This window comes from Paracoccus sp. S3-43 (assembly GCF_029027965.1).
GTDB lineage: Bacteria > Pseudomonadota > Alphaproteobacteria > Rhodobacterales > Rhodobacteraceae > Paracoccus.
Window position 1 is genome coordinate 653,906 of the sequence record NZ_CP119082.1, and the last position, 12,709, is coordinate 666,614.

Annotated in this window: 16 protein-coding genes; all 16 read right to left on the reverse strand. The window is 70.8% G+C overall.

The genetic code is table 11. The features are described 5' to 3' along the window. Positions 1 to 2: 2 nt before the first annotated feature. The 16 genes from PXD02_RS03300 to tsaD all read right to left on the reverse strand — a co-directional run bounded on the left by PXD02_RS03300 (position 3) and on the right by tsaD (position 12,646). Positions 3 to 563 (reverse strand): hypothetical protein, encoded by a 561-nt coding sequence (locus PXD02_RS03300; protein ID WP_275105537.1) that lies wholly within the window; start codon positions 561 to 563, stop codon positions 3 to 5. Then, on the reverse strand, positions 564 to 2,198 hold the full coding sequence (locus PXD02_RS03305; protein WP_275105538.1) for an ABC transporter ATP-binding protein: 1,635 nt from the start codon (positions 2,196 to 2,198) through the stop codon (positions 564 to 566). It abuts the gene before it with no gap. A gap of 12 nt (positions 2,199 to 2,210) precedes the next feature. Next, entirely contained in the window at positions 2,211 to 3,194 is a 984-nt protein-coding gene (locus tag PXD02_RS03310) for a BMP family lipoprotein (RefSeq protein WP_275105539.1), read from the reverse strand. Positions 3,195 to 3,275: 81 nt separating this feature from the next. Then, on the reverse strand, positions 3,276 to 3,695 hold the full coding sequence (locus PXD02_RS03315) for a GNAT family N-acetyltransferase (protein ID WP_275105540.1): 420 nt from the start codon (positions 3,693 to 3,695) through the stop codon (positions 3,276 to 3,278). Then, positions 3,692 to 4,282 (reverse strand): tRNA (adenosine(37)-N6)-threonylcarbamoyltransferase complex dimerization subunit type 1 TsaB, encoded by a 591-nt coding sequence (gene tsaB, locus PXD02_RS03320; RefSeq protein WP_275105541.1) that lies wholly within the window; start codon positions 4,280 to 4,282, stop codon positions 3,692 to 3,694. The genes PXD02_RS03315 and tsaB overlap by 4 nt, the downstream gene beginning before the upstream one ends. Then, on the reverse strand, positions 4,275 to 4,832 hold the full coding sequence (locus PXD02_RS03325; protein WP_275105542.1) for a NifU family protein: 558 nt from the start codon (positions 4,830 to 4,832) through the stop codon (positions 4,275 to 4,277). The genes tsaB and PXD02_RS03325 overlap by 8 nt, the downstream gene beginning before the upstream one ends. 63 nt (positions 4,833 to 4,895) lie before the next feature. Further along, positions 4,896 to 5,351 carry a universal stress protein gene (locus PXD02_RS03330; protein ID WP_275106344.1) on the reverse strand — a complete coding sequence of 152 codons (456 nt, stop codon included), beginning with the start codon at positions 5,349 to 5,351 and terminating at the stop codon, positions 4,896 to 4,898. A 129-nt stretch (positions 5,352 to 5,480) separates the two neighbouring features. Further along, positions 5,481 to 6,260: a tRNA pseudouridine(38-40) synthase TruA gene (gene truA / locus PXD02_RS03335; RefSeq protein WP_275105543.1), complete on the reverse strand. Its 780-nt coding sequence runs from the start codon at positions 6,258 to 6,260 to the stop codon at positions 5,481 to 5,483. Between the two features lie 7 nt (positions 6,261 to 6,267). Further along, the gene (locus tag PXD02_RS03340; protein ID WP_275105544.1) at positions 6,268 to 7,242 is read right to left on the reverse strand and encodes a 5-bromo-4-chloroindolyl phosphate hydrolysis family protein; all 975 of its coding nucleotides are present in this window, start codon (positions 7,240 to 7,242) and stop codon (positions 6,268 to 6,270) included. 159 nt (positions 7,243 to 7,401) lie between these two features. After that, positions 7,402 to 8,388, reverse strand: a complete 987-nt coding sequence (gene lpxK, locus PXD02_RS03345) for a tetraacyldisaccharide 4'-kinase (RefSeq protein ID WP_275105545.1) — start codon at positions 8,386 to 8,388, stop codon at positions 7,402 to 7,404. Next, positions 8,385 to 9,542: a 3-deoxy-D-manno-octulosonic acid transferase gene (locus PXD02_RS03350; RefSeq protein WP_275105546.1), complete on the reverse strand. Its 1,158-nt coding sequence runs from the start codon at positions 9,540 to 9,542 to the stop codon at positions 8,385 to 8,387. Before PXD02_RS03350 ends, lpxK begins: the two co-directional genes overlap by 4 nt. Positions 9,543 to 9,574: 32 nt before the next feature. Further along, positions 9,575 to 9,826, reverse strand: coding sequence for a DUF4170 domain-containing protein (locus PXD02_RS03355; RefSeq protein ID WP_275105547.1), 252 nt, complete (start codon positions 9,824 to 9,826; stop codon positions 9,575 to 9,577). A gap of 126 nt (positions 9,827 to 9,952) precedes the next feature. Beyond that, positions 9,953 to 10,366 carry an EVE domain-containing protein gene (locus PXD02_RS03360; protein WP_275106345.1) on the reverse strand — a complete coding sequence of 138 codons (414 nt, stop codon included), beginning with the start codon at positions 10,364 to 10,366 and terminating at the stop codon, positions 9,953 to 9,955. Then, complete coding sequence (locus PXD02_RS03365; protein WP_275105548.1) at positions 10,366 to 10,641, reverse strand: YciI family protein; 276 nt, start codon at positions 10,639 to 10,641, stop codon at positions 10,366 to 10,368. Before PXD02_RS03365 ends, PXD02_RS03360 begins: the two co-directional genes overlap by 1 nt. Then, a complete protein-coding gene (locus tag PXD02_RS03370; protein ID WP_275105549.1) occupies positions 10,638 to 11,579 on the reverse strand; it encodes an NAD(P)H-dependent glycerol-3-phosphate dehydrogenase in 942 nt (313 codons plus the stop codon). Before PXD02_RS03370 ends, PXD02_RS03365 begins: the two co-directional genes overlap by 4 nt. Further along, entirely contained in the window at positions 11,576 to 12,646 is a 1,071-nt protein-coding gene (gene tsaD, locus PXD02_RS03375) for a tRNA (adenosine(37)-N6)-threonylcarbamoyltransferase complex transferase subunit TsaD (RefSeq protein ID WP_275105550.1), read from the reverse strand. Before tsaD ends, PXD02_RS03370 begins: the two co-directional genes overlap by 4 nt. Between the last annotated feature and the right edge of the window lie 63 nt (positions 12,647 to 12,709).

Here is a 12,709-nt window from a genome sequence, read left to right on the forward strand (position 1 = left end):
GCTCAGCCTTTCATGCCGTGGCACAGGGCCAGGAAGGCGCGCGGATCGGCGATCTGGTCCCAGGTGATCGCGTCGCCGTTGCCCGCCATCCGCGCCAGGCTGCGGGCGCGGGGGACGGCGCCGCCCGCGCCGGGAAAGCCGCGCACGATCAGCAGGTTTTCCTCGGCCCGCGTCAGGCCCTGCCGCGCCTCGCCGGTGCAGCGGCTGTTGTCGGAGAGGGTGGCGAAGGCGATGGCGACACGGCCGGCGGTCTGGGGCGCCGTTGCCGCGCCCGCCGGGGCCTGAACCGGGGCCTGGTCGGCGCAGGCGGTGCCGCGCGCGTCGCTGGTGCAACTGCCCGGAAAATCGTCCTCGTAATCGGAATCCCGGACCGGATCGGCCACCGCCCATGTCCCGTCGGGATTGCGGGCGCGGGTCTGGGCGCGGGCCTCGGCCGCCATCACCAGGCGGTCGGGCGCGTCCCCGTCGGGCCAGATGTCCATCTTGGGCATCCGGGGCGCGGGCATGGCGGCGCAGGCGGTCAGAAGCAGAACGGAAAGAAGGCAGGTCGCTTTCGGGGTCATTCAGGATACTCGGGGGGTCTGGGGGTCTTCTGAAAGGTGCCGGGCGGGGGCGATCCCGTCCTGCGGCGGGGCGGCGGCCGGATCGATTCCCGCCATCAGCAGGCCCAGCTCGCCCGTGGTGGCCTGGCCGGGCAGGCGTTCGCCCATGATGCGCCCGTCGAACATCACGGCGATGCGGTCCGACAGGGACAGGATCTCGTCCAGTTCGACCGAGACCAGCAGGATCGCCTTGCCCGCGTCGCGCAGGTCCACGATGCGCTTGTGGATGAATTCGATCGCGCCGATGTCCACGCCGCGCGTGGGCTGGCCGATCAGCAGCAGGTCGGGATTATGCTCGATCTCTCGGGCGACGACGATCTTTTGCTGGTTGCCGCCGGAAAAGTTCCGCGCGGCCAGGTCGCAGGTCGGCGGGCGCACGTCGAAGCGCGCGATCTTGCCCTGAGCATCGCGGCGAATCGCGTCGCGGTCCATCAGCAGGCTGCGCCCGTATTCCGGCGCGTCGTGATAGCCGAAGGCGATGTTTTCCCAGGCGGCGAAATCCATGATCAGCCCCTCGGCCTGCCGGTCCTCGGGGATGTGTCCGATGCCCCGGTGGCGGCGCTCGGCGGCGTTGCAGGCGCCGCCCGACAGGGGCAGGGGGGCGCCGTTTATGCGGATCTCGCCCGACAGGCGGCTGCCCTTTTCCGGGTAGCCGCCCAGGATTTCCAGAAGCTGCGTCTGGCCGTTGCCGCTGACGCCCGCGATCCCCAGGATCTCGCCCGCGCGGATCTCCATGTCGATGCCGCGCAGACGCTCCACCCCGGCCGCATCGACCAGGCGCAGGTTGCGGATTTCCAGCACCGGGGCGCCAGGCGTCGCCGGGGCCTTCTGGACGTTCAGCAGCACCTTGCGCCCGACCATCAGTTCGGCCAGTTCCTCGGGGCTGGTGTCCGCCGTCTTGACCGAGGCCACCATCTCGCCCCGCCGCATGACCGACACGCTGTCGGTGATCGCCATGATCTCGCGCAGCTTGTGGGTGATCAGGATGATCGTCTTGCCCTCGGCCCGCAGGCTTTCCAGGATGCGGAACAGGTGGTCGGCCTCGGCCGGGGTCAGCACGCCGGTCGGTTCGTCCAGGATCAGGATGTCGGCCTGGCGATACAGCGCCTTGAGGATCTCGACGCGCTGCTGGTGGCCGACAGACAGGTTCTCGACCCTCTCGTCGGGATCGACGTTCAACTCGTATTCCTGCGCCAGCCGTTTCAGCACGCCGCGCGCCTTGGCCAGCGAGGGGCGCAGCAGCCGCCCGTCCTCGGCCCCCAGGATGATGTTTTCCAGCACGGTGAAATTCGGGACCAGCTTGAAATGCTGGAAGACCATGCCGATGCCCGCGCGGATCGCGGTCTGGCTATCGGCGATGGTCAGGGCGCGGCCACCCACCAGGATTTCGCCGCTGTCGGGCTTGTAGAATCCATACAGGATCGACATCAGCGTCGATTTGCCCGCGCCGTTCTCGCCGATGATGCCGTGGATCGTGCCGCGTTCGACGCGCAGGTCGATGTCGCGGTTGGCCTGAACCGGCCCGAAAGCCTTGGAGATGCCGCGCAGTTCGATCGCCGCAGGGGCGGCCGTTTCCAGCCGCCCCCGTGGTTCCACCGTCGCCGCCATTTACCGGACCGGGCAGGCGTTGTCGGTCATGTAGTCGTGGACCGCGATCTGGCCGCCGGTGATCGCGGCGCGGGCCTCGTCCACGGCGGCCTGGATCTCGGGCGTGATCAGGGCCTTGTTGTTGTCGTCGATGGCCACGTCCACGCCCTCGGCCTTCAGGTCCATGACCTTGACGCCGGGCTGGACGCCGTTCTTGAAGGCGTCGTAGACCGCGTTGTCCACCCGCTTGACCATCGAGGTCAGCACCTTGCCCGGATGCAGGTGGTTCTGGTTGCTGTCCACGCCCACCGACAGGATGCCGCCATCCGCCGCCGCTTGCAGCACGCCGATGCCGGTGCCGCCCGCCGCCGCATAGATCACGTCGGCGCCCTGGCTGATCTGGGCCTTGGCAAGCTCTCCGCCCTTGACCGGGTCGTTCCAGGCGGCGGGGGTGGTGCCGGTATAGTTGATCAGCACCGTCCCGTCGGGCCTGGCGGCCTTGAAGCCCTGGGCGAAGCCGCATTCGAATTTATGGATCAGCGGGATGTCCATGCCGCCGACAAAGCCCACGGTGCCCGATTTCGACGCCTGCGCCGCCATGATCCCGGCCAGATAGCTGCCCTGTTCCTCGGTGAAGACGACCGACTGGACGTTCGGCTGTTCCACCACCGTGTCGATGATCGCGAACTGGGTGTCGGGGTAATCGGGGGCCACCTGGTTCAGCACGTCGCCGAAGGCAAAGCCGGTCATCACGATGGGATTGGCCCCGGTCTCGGCCAGGCGGCGCAGGGCCTGTTCGCGCTGCGCCTCGGACTGCATCTCCAGTTCCTTGTAGCTGCCGCCGGTTTCCTCGACCCAGCGTTGCGCGCCGGCGAAGGCGGCCTCGTTGAAGGATTTGTCGAACTTGCCGCCAAGATCGAAGATCAGCGCCGGATCGGCCAAGGCCGCGCCGCCCGCCAATGCCGTCAGCGCGACCCCTGCAAGCAGCGATGTCGTCAGGGACATAAGGAAACCTCATCCTGTTGTTCGCAGGCGATTCAAGCCGCCCGCGTGATGGCCCGATTAGGGCGCATCCCCCGCAGCCGGTCAACCGCCTTCTTGGCCGGGCGCCAGCGGCAGGGACATCACGACGGCGTCCAGATCCGGGCCGTAGTAACGCCGCCTGCGCCCCGATTCCCGCCACCCCGCCGCATGATAGAGCGCCTGCGCGGCGGCGTTGTCGGCCGCCACCTCCAGGAAGGCGCGGGCCGCGCCGCGCGCCCGTGACGTGGCGGCAAATCCGGCGACCAGATCGCGGGCGATGCCCCGGCGGCGCGCGTCGGGGGCGACGGCCAGGGTCAGCAGTTCGGCCTCGTCCGCGACGGTCTGGCCCAGCAGGAAGCCCTGGGGGCGGACCAGCAGGAAGGCGCGGGGGCTGTCCAGAAGGGCGGCGAACTCGGCGGCGGCCCAAGGGCGCGGGCGGGTGAAGCAGCGCGCGTGGATCGCGGCCAGGTCGTCGGGCGTCACGGGAGGATCAGCGGGGCTGCGTCGCGGGCGGGTGCGGCGTCGGCGGGGCGCAGATACAGCGGGGCGGGGCGGGGGCCGGGATGGGCGCGGCGGGCCAGGGCGAGGCGGGCGATGGCCACGGCGGGCGGGACCGCAGGCGCAGCCTGCGCGGGGCCGGGCGGCAGCGAACCGGCCGCAGCTTGCTGCGGACGGTCCCCCCCGCCGGTGCCGAAATCCTGCCAGACCACCTGTTCCGCGCGCAAGGGCAGCACCACGCGGCAGGGACGGGGCAGATCCACGGCCGCCGCCTCGGTCGCGGTGACGCCCACCGCCGGGATGCCCAGCGACAGCGCCAGCCCGCGCGCCGCCGCGACGGCGATGCGGATGCCGGTGAAATTGCCCGGCCCGATGCCCACGCCGATCACGTTTAGGTCGCGCCAGGCCAGCCCCGCCTGGGCCAGCAGGCCTTCCAGCAGCGGGAACAGCCGTTCGGCCTGGCCCTTGGCCATCGCCTCGGACATCTGGGCCAGAACGGCGTCGCCCCGCAGCAAAGCGGCCGCGCAATGCGCGGCCGATGTGTCGAAGCCAAGGGCGATCGGATCAGGCAACCGGCCGGACCTCGACCACCTCGGGGATGTAATGGCGCAGCAGGTTCTCGATCCCCATCTTCAGCGTCAGGGTCGAGGACGGGCAGCCCGCGCAGGCCCCCTGCATGTGCAGATAGACCACGCCCCGGTCGAAGCCGTGGAAGGTGATGTCGCCGCCGTCCTGGGCCACCGCCGGGCGGACGCGCGTGTCCAGCAGTTCCTTGATCTGGGTGACGATTTCGGCGTCAGGCCCGTCATGGCTGGCATGGCCCGACTGTTCCGCCTTGCCCTCGACGGCGGGGGCGCCGGACTGGAAATGTTCCATGATGGCGCCCAGGATCGAGGGCTTGAGGTGGTCCCAGGGCTGGTCGTCTTCCTTGGTCACGGTCACGAAATCGCGGCCCAGGAACACGCCGGTCACGCCGCCCACGGCAAAGATGCGCCGCGCCAGGGGCGAGCCGGCGGCATTGTCGGGCGCAGGGAAATCGGCGGTGCCGTCCTCCATCACGATTTCGCCGGGAAGAAACTTCAACGTGGCGGGGTTCGGTGTGGTTTCCGTCTGGATGAACATTGGCCAAGGCTCCTTTGGACCGGATATGGCTATGGCGGGCCTGCGGGTCAAGCAGGGCGGGGGTCAGGTGATCGCCTCCAGCCGCTCCTTCGAGATGTCGGCGGGCACCAGGGTGATCGGGCAGGGCAGGGTCGCGGCGTCGCGCATCAGCCGCGTCAGAACCGGATTCTGGGCCGAACGGTCCGACCCCAGCCCCATGGCGACGATGCCCACTTCCGGGTCTTCGTTCAGATAGGCCAGCAGCTGTTCGGCCGGATCGCCCTCGCGGATGACCAGTTCCGGCTCGACTTTCGGGCGCATTCTCATCCACTTGGCGTAAACTTCGAAATGCGCCTCGATCCGTTCATAGGCCTCGGCGCGCATCACGTCGGCGACGCCGAAGCCGTGCTGGATCTCGTTGGGGGGGATGACCGCCAGCACCGTCACCGCGCCGCCGGAATTCGACGCCCGCATGGCCGCAAAGCGCATCGCGTTCAGGCATTCCCGGCTGTCGTCCAGCATGACAAGAAATTTCCGCATCATCCGCTTTCGTGTGGTTCTTTTCCGTGCCGACAGTGACCCCTTTGCCATGGTGGCGCAAGTCATGTGGAACACTCTCGGGATCGTCCCCGGATACAAGGACGACCGGCCCGGAAAGCGGGGCCGGTCCTAGGACGCGAACGGATCGCGCGGGTATCCGACGCCGCACAGATACAGACCATGCGGCGGACAGACCGGGCCGCATTCGGCGCGGTCGCGCGACGACAGCGCCTGGGCCACGCGATCCGGGTGCCACGACCCCGCCCCGACGCGTTCCAGCGTGCCGACGATGGAGCGGACCTGGTTGTGCAGGAACGACCGGGCGCGCAGGTGAAAGCGGTATTCCCGGCCATGGGGGATCGGGCTTTCCTCGATCCGGATCTCGTCCAGCGTCTTGACCGGGCTGGCCGACTGGCACATCGCGGATCGGAAGGTCGTGAAATCGTGCCGCCCGACCAGATGCGCCGCCGCCTGCCGCATGGCGTCCGCGTCCAGCGGATGCAGCACCTGCCAGACCAGCCCGCGATCATGGGTGGCGGGTGCGCGGCGGGCTTGCAGGCGGAACAGATAGCGCCGCTCGGTGGCGGAAAAGCGGGCGTGGAAATCCTCGGGCACGCGGGCGGCGGCCAGCACGGCGACCGGCGCGGGCTTCAGGTGGAAGTTCAGCGCCTCGGCCAGCCGGAACGGATCCCAGTCGCGCGCCAGATCGGCATGGGCGACCTGCGCCGTGGCATGGACGCCCGCATCGGTCCGCCCCGCCGCCGCGATCCGCGCGCCCGCCGCAAAGCCGGGGTCCAGTCCGGCCAGGGCCGCCTCGACCGCGCCCTGGACCGAGGGCTGGTCGGCCTGGGCCTGCCATCCGGCGAAGGGGCGGCCGTCATAGTCGATCTTCAACGCAAAGCGCGGCATCGGCGGGTCAGCGGGCCTTGTCCCGGCCGGGGGAAAGCAGGCCGTCCAGGAACCGCGCGGTTTCCGTGCGCGGCGCGTCCAGCTGCGCGGGCTCGCCCGTTGCCTCGGCGGCGCGCACCCCTTCTCGCGCCAGCCTGTCGCGCAGGACCGAGATCTCGATTTCCAAGTCGGTCCGGTCGCCTTCCAGAAGGCGGCGCGACTTGGCGCTGAAATCTTTTTCCAGATCGTCCAGGAACGTCTCGTAGGAGGCCCGCACCGCCGGATCCTGGGTCTGGCGATAGAGGTCCGCGAACTTGACCGTCGCGTCGCGTGCGCCCATCAGGTAGACGCCCAGGTATCGCCGCGCCGCCGACAGATCGCCCGGATTGCTGCGCACGCGGTCGAACAGATCGCCGACCGTGGCGGCGAACCGGTCCACCCGCGCCTCCAGCAGGCGGTCGCCGGTGCCGCGGACCGCCTCGCGCATCTGGGCCAGATGGCCCTCGGCCTCGTCGATCATCTTCTGGGCGCGTTCCCCCTGGAAATCGTCCACGCCCGCCATGCCCTTGTCGCGCATCGGATCGGCGCCGAAGGCCAGCCAGTGCAGCACCATCCCGGTCGCGCCGACGATGCCCGCGCCGGCCAGGCTGCCCGGTTCGGCCATCCCCAGGCCCAGGCCGAGGCCGGTCAGGACGCTGCCGAACAGCTTGCGCGGGATCGCCGGGCGGCGGGCGACGCGGCGCACCTGATAGGCGGCCTCGGCGGCGAGGCCCTCGCTGGTCATCCACATGCCGCTGGCGATCACGCCGAAGGCCGCCAGGTTGGCCGCCATGCCCGCCGGATCCTGGAAGAAGGCCCCGAACAGGAACGGCAGCGCCGCGATGGTCACATATTTGGGCCGGGACGCCAGCGGGTGCCGGATCGGCGCCGCAGGCGGGGGGTTGCGGTTGCCGTCCTGCGGTCCCAAGCCGGGCGAATACCGTCCGCCAAAGCGTTGCGCCATGTCCTTACCCCGCCCCGAACGCGGCATAGAGCGTCACCAGGACCAGCAGATAGAAGCCCAGCCGTTGAATGGCGTTCTGCGACATGCCTGTGTCTTTCCCTGTGGGCCGTGGTGGCCCGGTCCTGCCCTATATCGGGATTGCGGGGCGGATTGCAAAGATCAGCTGCGCGGAAACAGCCGGTCCACCGCCTCATCCAGCGGCGCGGGGTCGTCGATGGCAAGCCGCACAGGCAGGGTCATCACCCTGGGCCGGAAGGACCGGGGCAGGCGCGCCGCGTCCTTTTCGGTGGTGACAAGCTGCGCGCCCAGCAGCCGCGATTCCGTTTCCAGCCGGGTCAGCAGGGCGGGGGTGAAGGGCTGGTGATCCTCCAACGCCTCGGCCCGGACCAGGTCGGCGCCCAGCCCGGCCAGGGTGGCGAAGAATTTCTCGGGGTGGCCGATCCCCGCGAAGGCCAGGACGCGGTGGCCCTGCCAGTCCATGCCCATGGCCAGGGGGGCCAGGGCGCCGCGCAGATGTTGCGGCGGGCCCGGCGGGGCGGCGAAGCGGGCCTGGGCGTCCTCGGGGCCGATGGACAGCAGCAGGTCGGCGCGCGCCAGGCCCGCCGCCACGGGTTCGCGCAGGGGACCGGCAGGGATGCACAGCCCGTTGCCGAAGCCCTTGGCGGCGTCGACCACGACCACCGACAGGTCATGGGCCAGCGCCGGATCCTGAAAGCCGTCGTCCAGGATGATCGCCCCCGCGCCCTCGGCCACCGCCGCCCGCGCGCCCGCCAGACGGTCCCTGGCGACCCAGACCGGGCCGAAGGCCGCCATCAGCAGCGGCTCGTCCCCGGTCAGGGCGGCGTCGTGGCGGGATTCGACCACCCGCAGCGGGCCGGCCGCGCTGCCGCCATAGCCGCGCGAGACGACATGCGCCGCGATGCCGCGCGCTTGCAGCGCCTGTTGCAGGTGGATCACCGTTGGCGTCTTGCCGGTGCCCCCGGCATTGAGGTTGCCCACGCAGATCACGGGCACGCCGACCGCCGCCCGCGCCCCGCCCGCCAGGCGGCGCGCGGTGGCGCGGGCGTAAGCGGCGCCCAGCGGCGACAGCAGGCGCGCGGCCAGGCTGGGCGGGCGCCGATACCAGAAGGCCGGGGCGCGTCTCATGGCGCGGTCTTTCCGATGGCGTCCAGGACCGGGGCGCAGATGCGCAGCGTCACGTCCGCGCCGCCGGTGCTGACGGTCCAGGCGTTGCTGGCCAGCGTCGCGATCAGGTCGGGCTGGGACAGTTCGGCGATGGCGGCCGCCAGGTCGTCGGCATCGGCGACCTGCCGCGCCGCCCCCGCATCGCGCAACTGCTGCCATTCGGCCGCGAAACGGTCGGTATGGGGACCGTGGACGATGGCCGATCCCAGGGCGGCGGGTTCGAACGGGTGGCGCGCGGCGGCGTCGTCGCCCCCCAGCGTGCCGCCGAGATAGGTGACGGGGGCCAGGCGATACCACAGGCCCATCTCGGTCGGGCCGTCGGTCAGCATGACATGCACGTCGTTGGTCGGATCCTCGTCCAGGGACCGGCGGGCGACGGCCAGGCCGCTGGCCTCGATCGCCTCGGCCAGGGGGGCGATGCGGTCGGGATCGCGGGGGGCCAGGAACAGCAGCGCCCGGTGGGACTGGGCCAGTGCGGCGTGATGGGCGGTCAGGACGGCCTGTTCCTCGTCCGGGGGGACCGATGCGGCAAGCCAGGCATGGCGGCCGCGCAGAAGCTGGGCGATGACGCTGCGCTCGGATTCGGAACAGGGCAGCGGGTCGCGGATCTCGGCGACCGGGCCGGTCAGGGTCACGCGCCTGCGGTCCGCGCCCATGCGCAGGGCAATCGCCCGGCTGGCCGGGTCGGTGACGAGGATCGCCCGGATCTGGCGCAGCAATTCGCGCCGCGCGCTGGCCTTCAGCGTCCAGCCCGTATCCTCGGGGGAAAAGCGTCCTTCGGCCAGCACGATCGGCAGGCTCCGGCGGCTGGCCGCCTGAATCAGCGCGGCGGGCAGGTCCGTGCCCATCAGCAGGACGGCGGCGGGACCGGCCTGCATCAGCGATTCGGCCTGGGTCGGGGGCGGGTCGCCCGCGTCGAGGATGCGCAGGTCGGGCCTGCTGCGCATCAGGCGGCGCTGCACCTGGGCAAAGGCCGCGCGGGCCTCGGGGGCGACCTGGACCAGCAACAGCGGGCCGGTGCCCGAGGGGATTTCGGGCGCCTCCGCGTCGTCCCGCGGGGGGATCCGGGCGCGCTGCATCCACAGGGCAAGCCGCCCGATCCCGGTTCCCGCCATGATGGCGCCCCGCGCGCGCCCGGCGCGGGCGATCAGCCCCTGACCTCCAGTTCCTCGGTCGGGCTGGCGGCGGTTTCCTCGTCCCGCAGGCGATGCAGGTGGGCGATGAAATAGCGGGTATGGGCGCTGTCCACGGTCCTCTGCGCCTCGGCCTTCCAGGCGTCATAGGCGGTCTGGTAGGTGGGGAAGATGCCGACGATGTGGATATTGCCCGTGTCGCGGAACTGGGTGCCCTGCGGGTCGGTCAATTCGCCGCCGAAGACAAGATGCAGACGCTGGCTCATGGCTGTTTCCTGTGGTTGTGCCGCGCGGATGCTAATGCAGCGGCGCGGCGAGATGAAGCGGCAAGCCGGGGGTTTCACACCCCCGGACCCCCGTGGGATATTTGGCCCAAAGTGAAGGGGCGGCCGTCACAGCCCCGCCAGTTTCATGATCGTCGCCCATTCGGCATCGGTTACGGGCTGCACGGACAGGCGCGAGTTGTTGACCAGCACCATGTCCTTCAGCGCCGGTTCCCGCTTGGCCTGGTCCAGCGAAACGGGTCGGGGCAGGGGCTTGACGGCCTTCACGTCCACGCATTCCCATCGCGGATCGTCGGTGGTGCTGTCGGGATGGGCCTCGGCGATGACCTGGACGATGCCCACGGCCTCTTTGCCGATGTTGGAGTGGTAGAACAGGCCCAGCTCGCCCGCCTTCATGGCGCGCATGACGTTGCGGGCCTGATAGTTGCGCACCCCGTCCCATTCCTCGCCCTTGTCGCCCTTTGCAACAAGATCGTCCCAGCCGAACACGTCCGGTTCGGACTTGAACAGCCAATAGGCCATCAGCCGATCACCTTCTTCCATTCGGTGATCTCGACCGAATCGAACAGCCCGGCAAGGGCGTAGGGATCGCGGTCCGACCAGGCCTTCGCCGCGTCGAGGCTGTCGGCTTCCAGCACCAGCAGCGAGCCGCGCATTGCGCCGTCGGTCAGCATCGGGCCGCCGAACAGCACCGCGCCGGTGTCGCGGACATAGGCCAGATGCGCGTCGCGGTTGGCCATGCGGGTTTCCAGGGCGCCGGGCTTGTCGCGGCAGATCAGGGCGAACAGGGGCATCATTCCTCCTTCAGGGGGCGGGTCATCAGCATCTCGGACGCGTTTTCGACGGAAACCCGGCCTTCGGCAAGGGCCGCCACCATCGCGGCGATGGGCATGTCGCAGCCGATCCGGGCGGACAGGGCGGCCACCGCGCGGGCGGTGGCGGCGCCTTCGACGGTCGTGGTGCCGTCGAAGGGCTGGCGCGCGCCAAGCGCCTGGCCATAGCGGAAGTTGCGCGACTGGACGGAGGTGCAGGTCAGCGTCAGATCGCCCAGGCCGGACAACCCGGTCAGCGTTTCCGGCCGCGCTCCAAGCCGGGCGGCGAGGCGGGTCATCTCGGCGAAGCCGCGCGTGACGATGGCGGCGCGGGCGCTGTCGCCCAGGCCCGCGCCGATCACCACGCCCGCCGCGATGGCGATGACGTTCTTCAGCGCGCCGCCCAGTTCGGCGCCGGTCACGTCGGTCGTGCGGTAAAGCCGCAGGACCGGGGTGGACAGCGCGTGTTGCAGGGCGCGGCCTGCCTCGGGGTCGGCGCAGGCCAAGGTCAGCGCGGTGGGCAGGCCGCGCGCGATGTCGGCGGCGAAGGACGGGCCGGTCAGGACCGCCACCGTCGCCCGCGGGCAGGCCCCCGCCAGCAGGGTGGACGGGCCGGTCAGGCGCGACAGGTCGATGCCCTTGGCGGTGCTGACCAGTGTCCTGCCGTCCAGCAGGGCCGCGTGATCAGCCAGGAAGCCCCCAAGCGCCTGCGCGGGCAGCGCCAGCAGCAGGGTTTCGGCCTGGGTCGCCGCTTGCAGATCGTCGGTGACGCGGACGGCGTGGGGCAAGGTCACGCCCGGCAGGCGCGGGTTGTCGCGCCCCCAGCCGATGTCGCGCGCCCAGAGTGTCACCGGGCCATTGGCCGACAGGGCCACCGCCAGAGCCGTGCCGAAGGCCCCCGCGCCCAGGATCGCCACGCTCATGCCTTGGCCCCCTTCTTGCCGCCGCCCAGCATCGGCGCGGCGCCCTGGTCCAGCGGCCAGCGGGGGCGGGCGGCAAGATCCATGCCGTCGCGCTGGCCCAGGGCAAAGCGTTCCGCCCCCGCCCAGGCGATCATTGCGCCGTTGTCGGTGCACAGCGCCAGCGGCGGGGCGAGAAACCGCGCGCCCGCGTCCTGCGCCACCTGCTGCAAGGCCGCGCGGATGGTGCGGTTGGCGGCGACACCGCCTGCGACGGCCAGCACCGGCACGGGATGAGTCGCCAGGGCGCGGCGGGATTTCTCGGCCAGAACCTCGGCCACGGCCTGCTGGAAGGCGGCGCAGAGATCGGCGCGGTCCTGCTGGCGCAAGCCGCCCTGATCGGCGATCAACTGGTCGCGCAGCCGCAGCGCGGCGGTTTTCAGCCCCGAGAAGGACATGTCGCAGCCCGGCCGGTCCAGCAGCGGGCGAGGCAGGGCGAAGCGGTCGGAATCGCCATGCGCGGCCTCGGCTTCCACGGATGGCCCGCCGGGTTGGGGCAGGGCCAGCAGCTTGGCCAGCTTGTCGAAAGCCTCGCCCGGTGCGTCGTCGATGGTGCCGCCCAGGCGGGCGAAATCCTGCGGCCCGTCCACGCGCAGGAACTGGCAATGCCCGCCGGACACCAGCAGCATCAGATAGGGAAAGCCGATCCCGTCGGTCAGGCGCGGCGTCAGCGCGTGGCCGGCAAGGTGGTTCACGCCGACCAGCGGCAGGCCCGCGCCCGCAGCGATGCCCTTGGCGCACATCACCCCCGCCATCACCCCGCCGATCAGCCCCGGTCCCGCCGTGACCGCGACCGCCGTCACCCTGTCGAGGCCGATGCCCGCCTGCGCCAGCGCCTGTTCCACCACCAGATCCAGCCGCTCGGCATGGGCGCGGGCGGCGATTTCCGGCACGACGCCGCCGAAATCGGCGTGCAGCGGGGTCTGGCTGCTGACGACCGAGGACAGGATCCGCCGGTCCCCGGTCACCAGGGCCGCAGCGGTGTCGTCGCAACTGCTTTCGATGCCAAGGAAAATCCGGGTGTCGTCCATGCTCTTGCCGGGCGGGGGAATGGCGCTTAGGCCTATGGCCCTAGCATCGGTCAGGGGGGATGC